Source organism: Arcanobacterium bovis (genome assembly GCF_004331995.1).
GTDB lineage: Bacteria > Actinomycetota > Actinomycetes > Actinomycetales > Actinomycetaceae > Arcanobacterium_A > Arcanobacterium_A bovis.
In genome coordinates this window covers 1-19930 of the sequence record NZ_SJDT01000003.1, presented here as the reverse complement: position 1 = coordinate 19930, position 19930 = coordinate 1, and the positions used below count along the sequence as shown (strand labels likewise).

Sequence of the window (19930 nt, the reverse complement as noted above, 5' to 3'; positions counted from 1 at the left end):
ACTCAAGGAGAAAACGTGGTTGAGATTATTGATGCCAGCATCAAAGACAGCAAGATTGATGGTCTAAAGATCATCACACCGAAGCAAATCACGGACGAGCGCGGCACAATCCGCGAGCTATTCCGTTTTTCGTGGCTGAAAGAAAACGGCATCGTCTCCTCGTTTGAGCAGTGCAATAACACATTGACTCATCGTGGTGCAGTGCGTGGTCTCCACGCCGAAGCAATGACCAAGCTCGTTACGGTGGCTTCCGGCGAAGTCTTTGGAGCGTATGTTGATATTCGTCCAGATTCGCCTACTTTTGGCGCAGTTGAAACCGTACAGATTAAGCCGGGCGTGATGGTGCTCGTTCCAAACGGAGTGTGTAACGGTTTCCAAGCAGCCGGTGAGACTGCTGACTCGGAATACATCTACTTCTTCGACAAAGAGTGGAAGCCAGGCATGCCAGGATCTGCGCTCACACCGCTCGATCCTGAACTCGGTATCGAGTGGCCAGTGCCGATTGATGTAAACGATCGCTCACAGATTTCTGAGAAGGATCTCAACGCTCCGACGTTGGCACAATTCAAAGCTGCACATGCCTCGTAAATATACAGACGAAATGACGGGACAGCTCAAGAAAGTTCTTGGGCTGTTTCGTCGTTCTAACCGTTATCGATATTGGCAAGCTGTGGTTGAAGGTCCGCAAGCTGTGCGTGAGTTATTGCAATTCTCACCGGAGCTCATCAGGGACGTCTATGCAACGGAAACTGCACTAAACGCGCATCCCGATATTGACCGGCTGCTTAATCAACATGATCCATATACGCATATACTTACCGACGAGCTGTGCAACAGGCTGAGCTCTGACGCTCAGGGAGTGCTCGCCGTCATCAATATTGCAGACGAACCGAATTTCGACGATGTACTTGCTTCTTCGCGTCTTGCCGTGATGGCAGTGAGCGGTGCCGATCCGGGCAATGTGGGAACGATTATTCGTTCTGCCGACGCAGCGGGAGCGAACGCCGTCATCCTCGGTAGCGGTTCGGTAGATGCCATGAATCCCAAGGTGATTCGCTCGTCAGTGGGCTCTGTGTTCCACCTTCCCATTATTGAAGATGAACACCTTGCCGACGTTGTGTCGCGTGCTCGTGCTCATGGTTTCACGGTGCTACTCGCCGACGGCGGCGGGCAATATAACCTCAACGATCTAGCCGACGCCGCATCGCGGGCTCATTTTGAAGGTCGCGTGATAGAGGGGCTCGATTTGCGTGCAAAAACTTTGTGGCTCGTTGGTAACGAGGCACACGGGTTTACGGCTGAGCAGCGTGAATTGGCAGATTACATCGTGTCGGTGCCGATGTGGGGGCACACCGAGTCGCTCAATGTGGCTATGGCTACCACTCTGTGTGTGTATGCTTCTGCGCAGGCGCAGAATCGGTAGGCAGCGTCGGTAGACAGAATCGGTAGCAGGAAAAAATACTTAGATTTCCGAATCAGATCTCAGAATCGGCTTCTAGCCAGCCCAAAATGCCACTATATTTCGTCGATTTGCTTGCGAAGGCAATGGCCTCTCGCAGCGCAGTGAGTGGATTTGAGGCCTGCGGCAGGAAGGCAGTAAAAGATCCGTGCAAAACGTCGCCCGCGCCGAGTGTGTCTTTCACCGCCACGTGCGGCACTTGGATCTTCACTTCCTGCTGACCAGCAACCGCATGAACTGGTTCTTCGCCGGCCGACTGCGCTAGAAGCTGGAAATCAAAGCCGCGTAAATAATCGAATGTGCGCTCGGCAGTAGAATCTGTACGCACGAAATCTTGAGAGATAATCACATGCGTGGACAACGGTAGCAGTTCGTCTGTGCCAGCTTTCCAAGAACCGCCGTCAAAAATAACTGGAATTCCTGCGTCTTTACACCGTTCAGCGAATAGTTTTTGCAGTTGTGGCAGGTGTCCATCTATTTCGAGAATAGCGACGTCGTCAAGGATCGAAACGTCTGGATTGCGGAATTTTCGGTTCGGATTATTGCGTGAGACGACGGTGCGCATTCCGGCGTCGTCCACAAAAACGGTGGATACCGGGAACTCTGAGTCTGCAGCGAGATCAATCACCTCGATACCCTCAGCGAAAAGCTTCTCGAGCGCGAGACGCGCGAGGGGAGTATCGCCCAGCAGCGTCACTAAACGAGCAGGAACGCCCAGAGCTGCGGCAGTACGAGCAGCATTTGCAGCTGGTCCGCCCACATCGAGCAGGGTCTGATGCGAAACAATCTTTTGGTTAGCTTGTGGAACTTCCGTCACGTGCTGGGTTACGTCGATGGTGGTTAGTCCACAAAACAGTGCAGTGCTCATATTTCTAATCGTACGGTTTTGTAGCGTATCTGTGCATCTGTGTATCAGAAAGGGAAAGAACAATCACGAAATGAACGCACTTCGCGTGTTTGGCGATCGCTCGGTAGAATAGTTCAGGTATGGATTAATTTATTACTCCGAAATGTCACGTTTATGTGAAAGGTAATCATGGATCTCAGTCCATTAGATGAAACGGGAATTGCCGCGGCGGTGCGTTCGGCATGTGCTGCGTTCGAATCGGCTAGCACTCTCGATGAACTCAAGGAAGCACGTCTGTGCCATATGGGGGATTCAGCCCCAATCACGGTTGCCAATATGGCGATCAAGGGTTTGGACAAGGAACTCAAACCCACTGCGGGAAAGTTGATGGGAGCAGCACGCAAAGAGATTTCCGCGGCGCTTGCGCAAGCAACTGAGCGAATCGAAGCCCTTAATGAGGCGCGTATGCTCGCAGAAGAGACGGTTGATGTAACGGTGCCAACGCGTAGAGCACCAATTGGCGCCCGGCATCCGCTCAATGTGCTCCTCGAGGACGTGTCGGATTTCTTTATCGGCATGGGCTGGGATGTGGTTGAAGGCCCTGAAGTCGAACATGAATGGTTTAACTTCGATGCGCTCAATTTTGGCCCCGATCACCCGGCGCGCCAAATGCAAGATACGTTCTATGTGGCAGGAGTGGAGAAGGTAAGTGCTGGATCAGGCTCTGAACCACAAATCTCGGCACAACCTGGACTCGTTTTGCGCACGCACACTTCTCCGGTTCAATCGCACACCTTACTTTCGCGTGGTGCTCCTGTGTATATTGCCTGCCCAGGTAAGGTTTACCGCACCGATGCGCTCGATGCTACACATACGCCAGTATTCCACCAGATCGAAGGTCTTGCCGTTGATAAGGGTCTCACGATGGAGCACCTCAAAGGCACCCTTGATCATTTTGCGAAAGCGATGTTCGGCCCAGAAGCAAAGACGCGCTTGCGCCCGTCATTCTTCCCATTTACCGAGCCGTCAGCAGAAATGGATCTGTGGTTCCCACTGAAAAAGGGTGGACCTGGCTGGATCGAATGGGGCGGCTGCGGGATGGTAAATCCTGAAGTTCTGCGCAATGCGGGAATTGACCCTGATGAATACACCGGTTTTGCATTCGGCATGGGAATCGAACGTACACTCATGCTGCGCCACGGCATCGCAGATATGCGCGATATGGTTGAGGGCGATATCCGGTTCTCGTTGCAATTCAGCACCACTGGAAGGGGAAACTGATGCCACGTATTCCACTTGATTGGCTGCGTCAGCATGTCGACATATCACCTGATCTCAGTGCTGAAGAATTAGCTGCTGCGCTGGTGAAAGTCGGTTTGGAAGAAGAGACGATCCACCGCTCGGAGGTAACTGGGCCGATCGTCGTCGGCAAGGTATTGACGCTCGAAAAGAATGAGCAATCCAACGGAAAGCTCATCAATTACTGTCGCGTCGACGTCGGCGAACATAACGACGCTCCTGGTGAGGGGAAAGAGCCTTCTGAACTGCCGTCGCGCGGAATTATTTGCGGTGCGCATAACTTCGTGGAGGGAGATTACGTCGTAGTCTCGCTGCCTGGTGCTGTGCTACCAGGCGACTTCAAAATCGCAGCTCGAAAGACGTATGGTCACATTTCTGACGGTATGATCTGCTCGCAGCGCGAGCTCGGCTTGGGCGACGATCACGATGGAATTATCGTGCTTGCCCATAATGACGACGAAGCGCGCGAACGTGGCATTCCAGCAATCGGGCACGATGTGCTCGGTTTCCTCGGGCTTGCCGGGGAAGTTTTGGAAATCAACGTCACTCCAGATCGTGGCTATTGCTTTTCGATGCGTGGCGTGGCACGCGAGTATTCCCATTCGACGGGTGCGAAGTTTACCGATCCTGCCTATGAATCGAATGCTGCAAAGAATGTGCCAGCAGTAAATAACGAAGGTTTCGCAGTTGAGATTGCTGACGATGCTCCTATCCACGGTGTGCCAGGCTGTTCTCGGTTTGTGACACGCATTGTTCGGGGCGTTGATGCTTGTGCGCAGTCGCCAAAGTGGATGCATGACCGGCTCAAGGCAGCAGGAATGCGTCCAATTTCGCTGGTGGTTGACGCAACAAACTATGTAATGCTCGATTTGGGGCAACCGCTACACGCCTACGATCTCAATAAAACAGTGGCACCGCTGATTGTTCGCCGCGCGAAAGCTGGGGAAACTTTACGCACACTCGACGACGTTGAGCGCACTTTGGGTGGCGAAGATTTGGTGATCGCCGATTCTCAGGGCGGACGTGGTGAACGTGCTGTTGGCCTCGCTGGCACTATGGGCGGCGCGAGCACTGAAATCTCGGACGCAACTACTGATGTTCTTATCGAAGCGGCGCATTTTGATTCGGTGTCTGTGGCTCGTATGGCACGCAATCATCGGCTTCCGTCGGAAGCTTCAAAGCGTTTTGAACGTGGTGTTGACCCACAACTGCCACCTATTGCTGCTCAAGCAGTAGTGGATTTGCTGGTAGAATACGGCGGTGGTACTGCTGATCAAGCCAATTTCGAAGTAAATCACGTTGATGCGACTCCTGCGTTGGCATTTAATACGGGTGAAACTCGCCGGCTCACAGGCCTTGAGCTCAGCGCCGAAAAACAGATTTCCTTGCTACATGCGATTGGCTGTGAGGTTGAGGAAATTCCTTCGATTTCTGACGCAGCTAGCGATGATAATCGTGAACTCTCGGTCACGGCGCCGTCATGGCGTCCAGATTTGATTGGCAGCGCACATTTTGTAGAGGAAATTGCGCGCTTGGTGGGATTCGATGAGATTGCTTCTGTGGTGCCTTACGCACCGGCTGGACATGGGCTGAGCATCGAACAGCGCCAGGCTCGTGACGTAGCGCGTGCGCTTGCTGAGCAAGGCTGGGTGCAGGTGTTGAGCTATCCTTTCGTTGCAGGTCAAGTTTTCGATCACCAAGGTATTGATGACGACGACGCGCGCCGGCTCGCCATTCGCTTGCAAAATCCGCTCCAAGAGTCCGCACCGTATATGCGTACGTCGATTCTTGACTCGCTGTTGGAAACGGCGCGACTCAACGTCTCGCGTGGGCACAGCACTGTGGCATTGTTCGAAACCGGTGTTGTGACTCGTCCGCAGGGCGTTGTTCCGGCTGAGAATCCTGGTGTGGGACGCCGCCCCACTAATGAGGAATTGGACGCTTTGGAACGGGCAATTCCGGCTCAACCGCGACACATCGCAGGTGTGGCGACGGCTCGGGCTGCTGAAGCCGCTGCTGATCTCGATGGTGTCACCTGGGATTGGCGCGATGCTATCGAAGCGGTGAAAACACTCGGTAGAACTATTGGCTTGGACATGCGCGTTAAGCAAGAACAGTATGCTCCGTTCCACCCAGGTCGTTGTGCGCAAATTTGCGTTGGTGAGCACGTAATTGGATATGCGGGTGAGTTGGCTCCACAGGTATGCAAGACCTTTGAGCTACCGAAGCGTTCAATTGCCTTCGAAGCCGACCTCGATCAACTATTCGCTGCCCGCGGTAGTTCGCCGATCCAGGTAGCAGGAGTATCTACTTTCCCGATGGCAAAAGAAGACATCGCGGTAGTGGTAGATGCCGATTTGCCTTCGTATGAAGTTGAGGCAGTAATACGGAACGTGGGCGGCGAGATTCTTGAAGACGTGCGCCTCTTTGACGTCTATCGAGGGGAACAGATCGGTGATGGTAAGAAATCATTGGCTTTCGCGCTGAGATTGCGTGGCCTTGATCATACGCTTACTGCCGAAGAAACTGCTGCGCTGCGCAAGCGGATCGTGAAGCAACTGAAGAAAACCTTCGACGCTGATCTTCGGGCCTAATTTGCTTTGAACCCTTGATGGGTGGGAGCTGACATTGATCGGCTCCCACCCATTTTGGTGTCTATCCAATTTGGGCTATCTTTAAGATGCAGAATTTGCTCACAGTTAAAATAGTGTGTTTTCTTTACGAATTAATGACCAAATCTTGAGACGTTTTCCCACGTTATCTAGTGAACAAATACTTTTGACTTATAAGACCAACCAATAATGTAAGGGGAGGCCGCACATGTCCGTATTCAAACGCCGTGCTCAAATGGGGTTGTATCAGCCGAATTTTGAACATGATGCTTGTGGCGTAGCCTTTGTTGCGCACCTAGATGGAAAACCTCGACACGATATCGTCGAGAAGGCGCTGGAAGCGCTTCGAAATCTGGATCATCGCGGTGCTACCGGAGCAGACGAAGCCGCAGGTGACGGTGCGGGTATCCTCATTCAGGTGCCGGACGAATATTTCCGTTCTACTGTGGACTTCCGCCTACCGGAAAAGGGGGAATACGCCGTCGGCATGGCATTCTTGCCAACAGATGACGGCGAGCGTGCAGAAATTAAACAGCACATCGCAGAGCTTGTTGAAGAAACTGACCTTGAGCTGCTTGGATGGCGCAATATTGAGGTACGAACCGACACATTATCGCCAATCTCAGTTGAGGCAATGCCACATTTTGAGTTTCTTTTTGTTACTGGACGTGCTGGTCAAAGCGAAATTGACCTCGATCGATACGCATTTGTGCTCAGGAAGCGCATCCAAAACGATACGGATGTTTATTTTGCTTCGCTGTCGGCGCGTACTTTGGTTTACAAAGGTATGCTCACCACAAGCCAACTGGAAGAAGTGTTCCCAGAGCTACATGACCCGAAGATGGCTTCGGCCTTGGCGCTCGTGCACTCCCGTTTTTCGACCAATACTTTCCCGTCTTGGGAGCTTGCACATCCATTCCGTTTGATCGCCCATAACGGAGAAATTAATACCGTCATGGGCAACCGAAATTGGATGCGTGCCCGCGAAGCGATGCTCACATCCGATAAATTCCCAGGCAATATGGACAAGCTCTTCCCAATCTGCACGCCAGACGGATCAGACTCGGCGTCCTTTGACGAAGTACTTGAGCTACTGCATCTGGGCGGTCGATCACTTCCGCACGCAGTGATGATGATGGTTCCTGAGGCATGGGAAGGCAACCAAGATATGGATGCCTTGCGACGGAACTTCTATGAGTACCATTCACTTATTATGGAACCTTGGGACGGTCCGGCGTCTATCACTTTCACTGATGGATCGATCATTGGCGGCACGCTCGACCGTAACGGCTTGCGTCCGGGGCGCTATTGGGTGACTGACGAAGGCTTAGTGGTTTTCGCTTCGGAAGCTGGTGTGCTCGACATCGATCAGACGACGATTGTCAAGAAAGGTCGCCTGCAACCAGGCCGTATGTTCTTGGTGGATCTCGATTCGCACAAGGTGCTCTCGGATGAAGAAGTGAAGAATTCTTTGGCAGCTGAACACCCCTATGGTGAGTGGCTCGATAAGAACAAAATCGAATTAGATAAGCTGCCCACTCGAGCACATATTGTGCATTCGCATTCGTCAGTGACGCGCCGCCAGCAAGTATTTGGTTATACCGAAGAAGAACTGCGCTTAATTATTGCACCGATGGCGAATACAGGTGCCGAAGCAATCGGATCAATGGGAACCGACACTCCTATCGCTGTGTTGTCAGAGCGTCCTCGTTTGATTTTCGATTACTTTACTCAAATCTTCGCGCAAGTCACGAACCCGCCATTGGATGCGATTCGCGAAGAACTCGTCACCTCACTCACGACGAAAATTGGTTCGGAACGAAATCTTCTTACCCCAACGCCGGAATCAGCACGCCAAATTGTGATGCGCAATCCGATTCTCGACTCTGAGCAACTCGCAAAAATTGTGCGCTTGCGCGAGGGTAACGTAGTTGGATTTTCGTCGCATGTGGTCAAAGGTGTGTATCGGGTCGCTGGTGGTCGGCGTGCGCTCGAAGCGAAGATCGATGAGATTTGCCAAGAGGTATCGGCAGCAATTCGTGGGGGAGCACGAGTAATCGTGGTATCCGATCGCCATTCGAACGCAGAGTTTGCACCGATCCCATCATTGCTGCTCACCTCGGCAATTCACCACCATCTGGTACGGGAGAAGACTCGTACTCAGGTTGGTCTCGTGGTAGAGGCTGGAGATGTGCGCGAAGTTCACCATATTGCGCTCTTGCTTGCTTACGGTGCCGCGGCAGTTAATCCTTATTTGGTTTTTGAAACTGCCGAAGATCTCGCCCGCCGTGAACTTTATGTAGATGTTGATCCCAATAAGGCCATCGCGAATATCGCCAAGGCGCTCTCGAAAGGCGTTTTGAAGATTATGAGCAAGATGGGCGTATCCACTGTTGCTTCGTACACAGGAGCGCAGCTCTTTGAAGCAATCGGTCTTGATTCGAACTTTGTCGATACCTATTTCACGGGCACAGCTGCCCGAATCGGCGGGGTGGCGCTTGATGAAATTGCCAAAGAAGTTCATATGCGTCACTTGGTTGCATATCCTGCTGATGGTATTCCACTTGCACACCGTGACCTGCGCACTGGTGGTGAATATCAATGGCGCAGGGAAGGCGAACATCACCTGCTCGATCCTGAAACCGTGTTCCGGCTTCAACAGTCGACGAAGAGCGGTGATTACGAGCAGTTTAAGCGCTATACGGCGCTTGTCAATAGCAATTCGGAACGGGTAATGACCCTGCGTTCGATGCTCAAATTCAAGGATGTGCAGCCCATCGATATCTCGGAAGTCGAGCCAGTGGAATCGATTGTTAAGCGGTTCTCAACCGGCGCGATGAGCTACGGCTCAATTTCTGAAGAAGCACACCAGACCCTTGCTATCGCCATGAACCGTTTGGGTGGTAAATCCAATACTGGTGAAGGTGGCGAAGACTCGGAGCGTTTGCACGATCCAGCTCGTCGGTCTGCAATTAAGCAGGTGGCTTCTGGTCGTTTTGGCGTGACCTCGGAGTATCTGACTTACGCCGATGATATCCAAATCAAGATGGCCCAGGGAGCAAAGCCCGGTGAAGGCGGTCAATTGCCTGGACCGAAGGTGTACCCGTGGGTGGCAAAGACTCGCCATTCAACGACAGGTGTAGGACTCATTTCTCCGCCTCCACATCACGATATCTATTCAATCGAAGATCTAAAACAGCTGATTCACGATCTCAAGTCGGCAAATCCGCGGGCGCGCGTACACGTCAAGCTCGTATCCGAGGTTGGCGTTGGCACGATTGCTACAGGTGTTTCGAAAGCGAAAGCTGATGTGGTGCTCATTTCGGGGCGCGACGGCGGTACCGGTGCTGCGCCGTTGACTTCCGTTAAGCACGCAGGAGCTCCGTGGGAGCTCGGCTTGGCAGAAACGCAACAGACGCTTTTGCTCAACGGGCTACGCGACCGCATCGTAGTGCAAGCTGACGGTCAGATGAAAACTGGACGCGACGTCGTCATTGCTGCACTTCTAGGCGCCGAGGAATACGGTTTCGCAACCGCTCCGCTCGTCGTCACTGGTTGTGTAATGATGCGTGTGTGCCACAAAGATACGTGCCCGGTTGGTATCGCAACCCAAAATCCGCAGCTACGTGAGAAATTCACGGGTGATCCGCAGCATGTGATCAATTTCTTTACGTTTATCGCTCAAGAGGTGCGCGAACTTTTGGCTAGCCTCGGTTTACGCAGTATCGACGAAGCGGTTGGCAGAGTTGATCTGTTGCGCACGGATGCCGCAGTCGGGCACTGGAAGACACAAGGAATCGATCTCTCTGCAGTGCTTGCTGGAAGTGATATTCCGGTAGATGTCGCTAGGCGCTGCACGAGTACTCAGGATCACGGCTTGGACGAGGCTTTGGATCAAAAGCTGATTGAACTGGCTCGCCCTGCGCTGGAAAATGGTACGCGTGTGCGTGAATCAGTCGAGGTTCGCAATGTCAATCGCACTGTGGGAACACAGCTCGGTAATGCGGTGACGCGGGCAACTGAGGGCAGAGGATTGCCTGACGGAACCATCGAGTTCACTATGAGTGGTACTGGAGGTCAGAGTTTTGGCGCATTCTTACCACGCGGAGTCACGTTGCGGTTGATCGGCGATTCCAATGACTACGTAGGTAAAGGCCTTTCGGGCGGACGCATTATCGTGACGCCGCCGTCTGGTGTTCGTTTCGATCCACGAAAGGAAATAATCGCCGGTAACGTGATTGGTTATGGTGCGACGTCGGGTGAAATCTTCCTGCGTGGTACCGTGGGCGAACGCTTCTGCGTGCGCAATTCCGGCGCAACTGCGGTGGTAGAGGGCGTAGGCGATCATGGATGTGAATACATGACCGGAGGCGAAGTACTTGTGCTCGGTTCGGTGGGACGCAATTTTGCGGCCGGAATGAGCGGTGGCGTGGCATGGGTTCTTGATCTTGATGCGGCGCGCGTCAACACAGAATTAGTAGATGTTGTGGACCTCGAAGCCGTAGATATTGACCGGATTCGAGAGCTACTTGAGCAGCATAGTGCGCAGACCGGATCTGATATCGCCAAGGAATTGCTTGGCACAACGGATGCCGAGCTCGCGCAGCGTTTCAAGAAGATTTCTCCGCGCACATACGCCAAAATAATGGCTGCTGCCCAAGAAGCAAAAGAACGTAATCTGACAGAACGTGAAACAACTGACCTGATGATGGAGGTGGCTCGTGGCTGATCCGCGTGGATTTATTACGACGGCACGGGAAGTGCCGCAGCGCAGAGCGATTGACGAGCGTGTCAAGGATTGGAATGAGGTTTACCCAGGAACAGTGGGTCGAGCAGTGCTTCCAATTATCACGAAGCAGGCGAGCCGATGCATGGATTGTGGTATCCCGTTCTGTAACAACGGTTGTCCGTTAGGAAATCTCATTCCAGAGTGGAATGACTTGGTTTGGCGCGATAAATGGCAAGAAGCATTAGAGCGCCTGCACGCGACGAATAACTTCCCAGAATTGACAGGTAGATTGTGCCCAGCTCCATGTGAGACGTCCTGTGTGGTGGGAATAAGTCGCGATCCGGTAACCATCAAGAATGTCGAAGTCGCGATTATCGATAAGGCTTGGGATGATCTGCGCGTTGTGCCGCAACAACCAGAGTGGCACACCTCAAAGACGGTGGCTGTGGTTGGTTCGGGTCCGGCAGGCCTTGCGGTAGCGCAGCAGCTTACGCGCGCGGGGCACACCGTCGTCGTCTATGAACGAGCGGATGAAATCGGCGGATTGCTTCGCTATGGAATTCCCGAGTTTAAGCTTGAGAAGGCGGTGCTTGACCGGCGTCTGAAGCAGATGGTGTTGGAAGGAACGCAGTTCAAGACAAATGTTGAGATCGGCGTCGATATCACCATCGAAGAATTGCGTGACATGTATGAAGCCGTGGTGCTCGCTATTGGCGCAACTGTGCCGCGTGGAATCAATGTTCCGGGCGCAGATCTGCGTGGAATCTATCAGGCAATGGAGTACTTGCCGCAGGCCAATAAAGTGGCGAGGGGAGTAGAAGTACCAGATCAGATCACTGCTACCGGTAAGAATGTGGTGATTATTGGTGGCGGCGACACTGGTGCGGATTGCCTAGGTACAGCGATTCGCCAAGGAGCAGCATCAATTACCCAGCTTGAGATAATGCCAATGCCGAGTGCTGAGCGCCCGGTAAATCAGCCGTGGCCCACATACCCAATGACTTTCAAGGTTGCTTCGGCTCATGAAGAAGGCGGCGATCGTGTTTATGCAGTGAATACTGTTGCTTTTACTGATGACGGCTCAGGTGCGGTTTCTGGTCTGGATATTGTTGAAGTCAAGTTTGATGCCGGTCAATTTGTGCCAGTTCCGGGAACTGAGCGTCATATTGACGCTGAACTTGTGCTGCTGGCAATGGGTTTTGTGGGACCGCAAAAATCGGGAATTATTGATGAGCTTGGTCTTGAACTCGATGCACGCGGAAACATCGTGCGCAATGAGGAATATGTGACGAGTGTTCCTGGCGTTTTTGCCTGTGGTGACGCCGGTCGCGGACAGTCACTGATCGTGTGGGCGATTGCCGAGGGACGTTCGTGTGCGCATGGAGTGGATCAGTTCTTGAGTGGCACGTCGAAACTTCCACGTCCAATTTCACCGCAATTGCGTCAGCTTATGCTGTGAAATGCCTTATCACAGTTGGTTGTGAGTGATGCCAAACGTGTTTGAGCGCACGCTGCAAAGCAATGCAATATCATACATTAGAGAGTATAGTTATGCTTTGTGGGTTGGTGTGGAACGCTTTTGCTTGGCGCGCTTGCAGCCAACTCGTGCTATATACGCAATTTAGGTCGGAGCTGGTAATACATGTGGCGTGGTAGATATGAACATGCGCTGTGTCAGTCAATACACGCGCCTCGCATGCTCATTGAGCGAGCGGACGGCTCAGTTCTTACGAATAATGAGGGCGATACTTTTCTCGATCTGACCGCTGGTGGCGGAGCAAACGCACTGGGATATAACAATCCTATTATTGCAAACTATGCGGCAGCTAATACGCATAAGCTTTTCGAGGCAACACATCATTTTGCCACCGAAGAACAGATTGGCCTAGCCACGGCAATTCAGAGTTGCTTGACCGAATCAGGCTACGTGGGTGCCAGCTCCCGGGTACGTTTTACCAGATCAGGTCACGAAGCAAATCGCGCCGCCCTTGAAATTGCGCTCCAGTTCAAGCCGCGCGGAAATATCGTTACGTTCTTGCCAGTGCACTCGGATTCCGAGCTGTATGGCGTCGTCGCGCCAGTGTACGACGGCGGAGCGAACGTCGCATCAGAAAGGCCTGTGAGCTCGGTGTCTGCGGCATCAACGCAAACCCGCATCATTGCGGTAGAACCCACTGCGAAAGCCCTGGAAAATGTGGTAGACGACGATACTGCGACCATCATTTTCAGTCCGATGGATCTACGCTCTGCCACCGGCGTTGTGGATGAGGAAATTTTTCAACGTGCGAGCGCTCTTTGCGAGCGGTTCAAAGCGCTACTGATTATGGATGAAACGCATATTGGTATGGGACGTACTGGAGACTGGTTTGTGCATGCTCCCTACGTCAAGGCGGACATAATCACTGTGGGTCGTGGCCTTGGCGGTGGGGTTCCCCTCGGTGCCACATTGTTACTCTCGCGGAGAGCTAAACAGGATTCAGATAGGCTCTCGGGGCTCATTCCTGCTGGTAATCCGTTCTCGTTCGATATTTCCATGCTCGTAATTGACGAGATTCGGAAGATATTCGGTCAGATCAATTCGGTGGGTCAATGGCTAAGGGATGAGCTTTCCGAATGTGGGTATGAGGTTTCGGGTAAGGGTTTGCTACTTGGTATTCGGACTCAAGATGCTGAATTCGTCCAACAACAATTGCAAGAGCGCGGGATTATTGTGCACGTCGGTGCGCAGGATCGGATCGAATTATCGCCGCCGCTCAACATTTCTATTGACCATTTACAACTGTTTATCGACCACATGAAGGGACTTGCAAACTAATATGGCGAGCGTAAATATCCCAACAACTCGTGCAGCGCGGCACGCGAAGATCGTGACGCTCGTTGAGCAGTACGGAATTTCATCTCAAAGTGAGTTGCGTGATCTCCTTGCAAAGGAGGGTATCCGCGTAACTCAAGCTACACTCTCGCGTGACCTTGAAGAACTCCATGCATTCAAAGAATATGCAGCTGACGGCAAACGAGTATATCGGATTCCAGACATCGTTGAACTCGCTGAATCTGAATATGGGGCACGCGCTCAGCTAGAGCGATGGGCACGCGAGGTGGTTACGAGCGCGCAGAGCGTATTGAATCAAGTGATTGTGAGAACGCCCCCAGGAGCTGCTCAGTTGCTCGCTTCGGCAATCGATCGTGCGGTGTTTGACGGTGTCTTGGGCTGTATCGCAGGTGACGATACAGTGCTTGTGGTTACGGCGTCGGAAGACATAGCGAAGAACTTCGTAGCAGAAATTATGGATTTGTCGCGAAGTTCTCGAAATGACTAATAAATCGGCGTTGCGAGCATCTGTGTGGAGTGCATAGATAATGGAAACGTCTGCTTGCCGCGTCAAATGATTGGCTCTTAAATTGCTCAAATAATTTTCGAAGGAGAGAAAATGTCTGCTAATAATCGTGTAGTTCTTGCCTACTCTGGTGGTCTCGATACGTCCGTGGCGATTGGATGGATCGCCGAACAAACTGGCGCAGAAGTTGTGACCGTGTCGGTTGACTGTGGTCAGGGAGGTGAAGATCTCGAGGTAATCCGTCAGCGTGCGATCGATTGCGGCGCGGTAGAAGCATATATCGCTGATGCGAAAGATGAATTTGCCGAGGAATACTGCATGCTGGATCTACAGGCAAACGGCTTGTATATGGATGCATACCCGCTGGTTTCGGCGTTGTCTCGTCCGTTGATCGTCAAGCATTTGGTGACGGCAGCGCGCCAATTTGATGCGAGTGTTGTGGCACACGGTTGCACCGGTAAAGGTAACGATCAAGTTCGATTTGAAAACGGTATTACGTCCTTGGCTCCTGATGTGGCATGTCTTTCGCCAGTTCGCGATCTTGCATTAACGCGCGAATTTGCGATTAACTACGCCAATAAGCACAATCTTCCGATTGAAACCACACACCACAATCCCTTCTCGATTGACCAAAATGTGTGGGGTCGTGCAATTGAAACTGGTTTCTTGGAAGACCTTTGGAATGCGCCAACTAAGGATGTTTATAACTACACCGATGATCCTACATACCCACCTTTGCCAGATGAAGTCGTGATTTCTTTCGAGAAAGGCATTCCTGTGGCAATAGACGGAGTTAAGGTCACGCCTTTGGAAGCCATCGTTGAGATGAATCGCCGCGCAGGTGCACAGGGAATTGGTCGAATCGATATCGTCGAAGATCGTATGGTGGGCATCAAGTCGCGTGAGATCTATGAAGCTCCTGGAGCGATGGCTTTGATCGAAGCACATAAAGAGCTCGAACGAGTCACAATGGATCGTGAACAGGCTCGTTATAAGCAGCGTATTGCGCTGCGGTGGTCTGAGCTGGTCTATGAGGGGCAGTGGTTCTCACCGCTCAAGCGTTCTTTGGATGCGTTTATTCGAGATACGCAAGAGTATGTGACGGGCGATATTCGCATGGTTTTGCATGGTGGTCGTGCCGTTGTGACTGGACGTAAGTCTGAAACTTCGCTTTATGATTTCAATTTGGCAACCTATGACGAGGGCGATTCCTTCGATCAAAGTTATGCAAAAGGCTTCATCGAGATTACTGGCCTAACATCTAAGCTCGCTGCCGCTCGTGACGTGAAATTTGGCAAGGGCGAGGCTATGCCGAAGCTCAACCTGTCTTAATTAATCAAGGCGAGTTGATCAGGCTATAGGAGCTGTTAAAGCAAGGTGAGCGCAATGTGATCTAAAGCTTCAGCAGATAACAATTTTGCTGTCGCTTTAGATCTACATTTGCTCTCGCAGACGTGAAAGAATATTTGCTGTGAACCATACAATCAATACTCAATTGGGACATCGCACGATTCGTGAATTTACTGATGAGGCGATCAGCTCAGACACCCTCGCAGAGTTGAAAAGCGTTGCAATTCGCACTGCTACCTCACGTGGCCTGCAACAAGCGTCGGTTATTCGGGTTACTGATGCACAAATTCGAGCAGAATTAGCCCAGATTGGCCAACAGCCTTATGTGGCACGCGCTCCCGAGTATTGGCTTTTCATCGTAGACGTGCACCGTAATATTCAAATCTTGCAGGAGCGAAAAGAGCCTATTGACGGCGCTAGTACCATGGACGTGTTCGTCGAGGCTTTTACTGATGCCTGCTTAATGGCGCAGAATGTGGTCAATGCAGTCGAATCATTTGGTTTGGGTGCGAATTTACTCGGCAATGTGCTCAATGATCCGATGGCGGTGGTGAATGCTCTTGATCTGCCACTATATACATTCCCAGTGGTTGGCTTGACGTTCGGTGTGCCAAATCAAAGTCCACAATTGAAACCGCGCATGAGTAGTGATTTCCGCTTTATGGAAAACGGCTACGAGCATCGCGAGTCGTGGATCGAGGCGCTGGCTGATTACGATCTAGAGCTTCAAACCTACTACGACTTGCGTGACGCTAGTCGGCACGTCGACTCTTTTACCGATCAGGTGTCGCGCGCTTTGTCCGGCGTGCGGATGAAACGTGCACAAATTTTGAACGACATCGCAGCGCAGGGGTTTCGCACGGCAATCGCCTAGTTGCTCTCAACAAAGGATGAAAGTATATGACTGAACATATCGCGCTATGGGGTGGACGTTTTTCAGGCGCGCCCGCTGATGCACTGACTGAACTATCACGCTCAACGCATTTTGATTGGCGTCTTGCTCGTTACGACATTGCGGGTTCGCGTGCACATGCGCGAGCTTTACACCGCGCGAATCTTCTCGACGACGCCGAGCTTACGGCTATGCTTGCAGCCTTAGATTCGCTTGATGCGGACGTTGCGTCCGGGGTTTTTACAGCATTACCCGAGGACGAAGATGTGCACACTGCGCTCGAACGCGGTCTGCTCGCTAAAGCTGGTGGTGAGCTAGGCGGAAAGCTTCGGGCCGGACGTTCCCGAAATGATCAAATCGCCACATTAATCCGAATGTACCTGCGCGATCAGAGCCGGAACGTGGGCGGAAAATTGCTTGACGTCGTCGTCGCCCTCATAGAACAAGCTCAGCGCGCTGGCGACGTGATTATGCCTGGCAGAACCCACATGCAGCATGCACAACCGATCCTGCTCGCTCATCATTTACTTGCCCATGTGTGGCCGCTGTTCCGCGATGTGCAGCGACTCGTGGATTTGGATCGTCGCTTGGCGATTAGCCCCTATGGATCAGGTGCTCTGGCTGGCAATACGCTTGGTTTAGATCCTGAACAGGTGGCACGTGAGCTTGGATTTGACTCTGCTGTCTGGAACTCTATCGACGGCACTTCGGCGCGTGATTTGGTGGCGGAGTTTGCGTTTATCATGGCACAGATAGGCGTTGATTTATCGCGCATTAGTGAAGAAATAATTATTTGGAATACGAAAGAGTTTTCGTTCGTTCGCCTCGACGATGCGTTCTCTACTGGATCGTCTATCATGCCGCAAAAGAAGAATCCTGATGTTGCAGAACTCGCGCGTGGAAAAGCTGGCAGGCTAATTGGCGATCTCATGGCATTGCTCTCGATGCTCAAAGCGCTTCCACTCGCTTATGATCGCGATTTGCAAGAGGACAAAGAGCCCGTATTTGACCAGGTAGATACCTTAGACGTGCTTTTACCGGCAGTTAGCGGAATGATCGCCACGATGGAACTCAATTATGAGCGAATGGAACAGCTTGCTCCGCAGGGTTTCTCATTGGCTACCGATATTGCAGAATGGCTAGTCAAAGAGGGTGTCCCGTTCCGTCATGCCCACGAAATTTCAGGTGCTTGCGTGGCAGAATGTGAACGCCGAGGCATTGAACTGTGGGATTTGAGCGATGAGGATTTGGCACGTATTGATTCTCGATTAAGGCCGCAGGTTCGTGAGGTTCTTTCCGCGCAGGGCTCCGTTGCTGCTCGAAGTGGTCGTGGCGGTACAGCTCCTGAGCGGGTGCGTGAGCAGCTTGCCGAGGCACAAGCTCAGTACGAGCAGCTACGAGAATTTACGACGTCGGTGCTGTCGCTGAGCTGATGCTACGGTTGAGCTCGGGGCGAGTGACCTCGAAAAGTGGGCAAGTAGCTCGCGTGAGGCGACTGCGTCGGGCTTAGGCAAGGCTGCGGCGTCGTCGAAAAGAAATTCGTGTTATTGCGTTTCGTAAGGCAAAATAGCTTTACGTATGAATAACTACAATGGAAAGGGTTCAAAGTGACGGATGTTCTTGAGGAGCTTCGTTGGCGTGGGCTGATTGCCCAACATACCGATATTGACGCACTCTCGGAGGCGTTAAACTCTGGACCGATCACCTTCTATTGTGGTTTTGATCCAACCGGGCCATCTTTGCACCACGGGCATTTGGTGGCAGTAAAGGTAATGCGCCATTTGCAGATGGCTGGACACAAGCCGTTAGTACTGGTCGGTGGTGCTACTGGCCTTGTTGGTGATCCGCGGGCGAAGGGTGAGCGCACGCTCAATGAGCGCGAGACGGTCGCGCAGTGGGTGGAATCGCTCCGTGCACAGCTGGAATCACTGCTTGATTTTGACGGAGATAATGCTGCTCGCACGGTAAATAATTTCGATTGGACCGAGGAGATGTCGGCCATTGACTTCTTGCGTGACCTCGGCAAGCATTTCCGAATGGGAACGATGCTTTCGAAGGACATTGTGGCGCGGCGTCTCAATTCCGATGAGGGCATTTCGTACACCGAGTTTTCCTACCAAATTTTGCAGGCAAACGACTACCTTGAGCTGTACCGTCGTTACGGTTGTACACTCGAAATTGGTGGAAATGACCAGTGGGGCAACCTTGTTGGCGGAATGGATCTTATTCATAAAGTCGAGGGTGCTTCGGTGCATGTGCTCACGAATCCGCTGATTACAAAGAGTGACGGCACGAAGTTTGGAAAGACTGAGGGGGGAGCGGTCTGGCTCAATCCGCAGATGTTGAGTCCGTACAAGTTCTATCAGTTCTGGCTCAACACCTCCGACGACGACGTGGTTACGATGCTCAAAGTGTTTACTTTCCGCAGTCGCGAGGAGATCGAGGAGCTTACGACGGCGGTGCAGGAGCGCGCTTTTGCACGTGAGGCGCAAAAGGCCTTGGCTGAGGATGTCACGACTTGGGTGCATGGTGCAGAGGCAACTGAACGGGTGAAGCAGGCTTCGGCGGTTTTGTTTGGTCAAGCTAACCCAGCAATTCTTGATGAGCAGACTCTCGCTGATGCTGTGGCTGAGTTACCTTGTGCAGATGTGGCATTAGGAACTGCCCTTACAGATGCGTTGGTTGATCTGGGCCTTGAAAAGGGAAAGGGTGCAGCTAGGCGCACTATTTCTTCAGGTGGCGTCTACATCAACAATGAGAAAGTTGCAGATGAAGAGCGAGTGATCGACGAATCGGATGTTCTTGCTGGTGGTGTGGTGCTCGTGCGCAAGGGGCGTAAGAACCTCAACGTGTTACGAGTGCAGAGCTGAATGGGCTGCCGCACCGAAATGCTTTTCAGCAACAGTAAGATGAAGGGCTATCGGAGCTGAATTTGAGCTGGTTTTGGTGCTTAAGTGATGCTTAGTTAGCGGTCAAATTAGATTCGTGTGATCTTTGATTGGACACGAGGGGTTTCGCCGAAAATAAAGGCGAAACCCCTCGTGTTTTGGCCGTGTGAGTAGCGACACCGCGTAATAGTTTGACCTAAGTTCGCAATAGTTTGTAAAGTTTTATCCGTCGCCAAGAGCGAGTGAGAAGCGATTGAGACAAACTAATCCGAATGGAATTTGGAAGTTTGTTGCTTTCTTACAAATCTTGAATGTCCATGAGTTAATTTGTGTGGAGAAATCTGCGCTTGTTAGGTCTTGACATTCGCTGGTGATCGGCCTTAAATTGGTCATTACCTCTTCGGCAGAGGATCCCTCCTTGGGGTTGTTTGTTGGGTGTGGGTTTGTTGTTTGGGATCTCAATAGTGTGTCAGCTTTTTATGATATGTTTTGTTGTCTGGCTGGCTGGGGCTGCTG

13 protein-coding genes are annotated in these 19930 nt (G+C 52.0%); 12 read left to right on the top strand and 1 reads right to left on the bottom strand.

Annotation, left to right across the window (positions count from 1 at the left end):
* Window positions 1-15: 15 nt before the first annotated feature.
* A complete protein-coding gene (locus tag EZJ44_RS03880) occupies window positions 16-588 on the top strand; it encodes a dTDP-4-dehydrorhamnose 3,5-epimerase family protein (protein ID WP_131280400.1) in 573 nt (190 codons plus the stop codon).
* Between the two features lie 13 nt (window positions 589-601).
* Window positions 602-1423, top strand: a complete 822-nt coding sequence (locus EZJ44_RS03875; protein ID WP_165496105.1) for a TrmH family RNA methyltransferase — start codon at window positions 602-604, stop codon at window positions 1421-1423.
* 52 nt (window positions 1424-1475) lie between these two features.
* Here the strand turns inward: EZJ44_RS03875 and EZJ44_RS03870 are convergent, their stop codons facing one another.
* The gene (locus tag EZJ44_RS03870) at window positions 1476-2327 is read right to left on the bottom strand and encodes a PfkB family carbohydrate kinase (RefSeq protein WP_131280396.1); all 852 of its coding nucleotides are present in this window, start codon (window positions 2325-2327) and stop codon (window positions 1476-1478) included.
* 168 nt (window positions 2328-2495) lie between these two features.
* On the opposite strand from EZJ44_RS03870, the gene pheS reads away from it, so the two are divergent.
* The 10 genes from pheS (at window position 2496) to tyrS (ending at window position 19396) form a co-directional block, all read left to right on the top strand.
* The gene (gene pheS, locus EZJ44_RS03865; protein ID WP_131280394.1) at window positions 2496-3587 is read left to right on the top strand and encodes a phenylalanine--tRNA ligase subunit alpha; all 1092 of its coding nucleotides are present in this window, start codon (window positions 2496-2498) and stop codon (window positions 3585-3587) included.
* Window positions 3587-6199 carry a phenylalanine--tRNA ligase subunit beta gene (gene pheT / locus EZJ44_RS03860; RefSeq protein WP_131280392.1) on the top strand — a complete coding sequence of 871 codons (2613 nt, stop codon included), beginning with the start codon at window positions 3587-3589 and terminating at the stop codon, window positions 6197-6199. Before pheS ends, pheT begins: the two co-directional genes overlap by 1 nt.
* 226 nt (window positions 6200-6425) lie before the next feature.
* Window positions 6426-10946 carry a glutamate synthase large subunit gene (gene gltB, locus EZJ44_RS03855; protein ID WP_131280390.1) on the top strand — a complete coding sequence of 1507 codons (4521 nt, stop codon included), beginning with the start codon at window positions 6426-6428 and terminating at the stop codon, window positions 10944-10946.
* The gene (locus tag EZJ44_RS03850) at window positions 10939-12405 is read left to right on the top strand and encodes a glutamate synthase subunit beta (protein ID WP_131280388.1); all 1467 of its coding nucleotides are present in this window, start codon (window positions 10939-10941) and stop codon (window positions 12403-12405) included. Before gltB ends, EZJ44_RS03850 begins: the two co-directional genes overlap by 8 nt.
* Window positions 12406-12642: 237 nt before the next feature.
* On the top strand, window positions 12643-13761 hold the full coding sequence (locus tag EZJ44_RS03845) for an aminotransferase class III-fold pyridoxal phosphate-dependent enzyme (RefSeq protein ID WP_165496104.1): 1119 nt from the start codon (window positions 12643-12645) through the stop codon (window positions 13759-13761).
* Between the two features lies 1 nt (window position 13762).
* Window positions 13763-14266: an arginine repressor gene (locus EZJ44_RS03840; RefSeq protein WP_131280383.1), complete on the top strand. Its 504-nt coding sequence runs from the start codon at window positions 13763-13765 to the stop codon at window positions 14264-14266.
* 111 nt (window positions 14267-14377) lie between these two features.
* The gene (locus EZJ44_RS03835; RefSeq protein ID WP_131280381.1) at window positions 14378-15616 is read left to right on the top strand and encodes an argininosuccinate synthase; all 1239 of its coding nucleotides are present in this window, start codon (window positions 14378-14380) and stop codon (window positions 15614-15616) included.
* Between the two features lie 139 nt (window positions 15617-15755).
* Complete coding sequence (locus EZJ44_RS03830; protein ID WP_131280379.1) at window positions 15756-16508, top strand: nitroreductase family protein; 753 nt, start codon at window positions 15756-15758, stop codon at window positions 16506-16508.
* A 26-nt stretch (window positions 16509-16534) separates the two neighbouring features.
* Complete coding sequence (argH, locus tag EZJ44_RS03825) at window positions 16535-17959, top strand: argininosuccinate lyase (protein WP_131280377.1); 1425 nt, start codon at window positions 16535-16537, stop codon at window positions 17957-17959.
* A gap of 174 nt (window positions 17960-18133) precedes the next feature.
* Entirely contained in the window at window positions 18134-19396 is a 1263-nt protein-coding gene (gene tyrS / locus EZJ44_RS03820) for a tyrosine--tRNA ligase (RefSeq protein ID WP_131280374.1), read from the top strand.
* The last annotated feature ends 534 nt before the right edge of the window (window positions 19397-19930 follow it).

Bases quoted from the DNA above. Each gene is read 5' to 3' on its own strand.
- EZJ44_RS03875 (WP_165496105.1), top strand. From the start codon at position 602: ATGACGGGACAGCTCAAGAAAGTTCTTGGGCTGTTTCGTCGTTCTAAC.
- EZJ44_RS03870 (WP_131280396.1), bottom strand. From the start codon at position 2,327: ATGAGCACTGCACTGTTTTGTGGACTAACCACCATCGACGTAACCCAG.
- pheS (WP_131280394.1), top strand. From the start codon at position 2,496: ATGGATCTCAGTCCATTAGATGAAACGGGAATTGCCGCGGCGGTGCGT.
- pheT (WP_131280392.1), top strand. From the start codon at position 3,587: ATGCCACGTATTCCACTTGATTGGCTGCGTCAGCATGTCGACATATCA.
- gltB (WP_131280390.1), top strand. From the start codon at position 6,426: ATGTCCGTATTCAAACGCCGTGCTCAAATGGGGTTGTATCAGCCGAAT.
- EZJ44_RS03845 (WP_165496104.1), top strand. From the start codon at position 12,643: ATGCTCATTGAGCGAGCGGACGGCTCAGTTCTTACGAATAATGAGGGC.
- EZJ44_RS03840 (WP_131280383.1), top strand. From the start codon at position 13,763: ATGGCGAGCGTAAATATCCCAACAACTCGTGCAGCGCGGCACGCGAAG.
- EZJ44_RS03835 (WP_131280381.1), top strand. From the start codon at position 14,378: ATGTCTGCTAATAATCGTGTAGTTCTTGCCTACTCTGGTGGTCTCGAT.
- argH (WP_131280377.1), top strand. From the start codon at position 16,535: ATGACTGAACATATCGCGCTATGGGGTGGACGTTTTTCAGGCGCGCCC.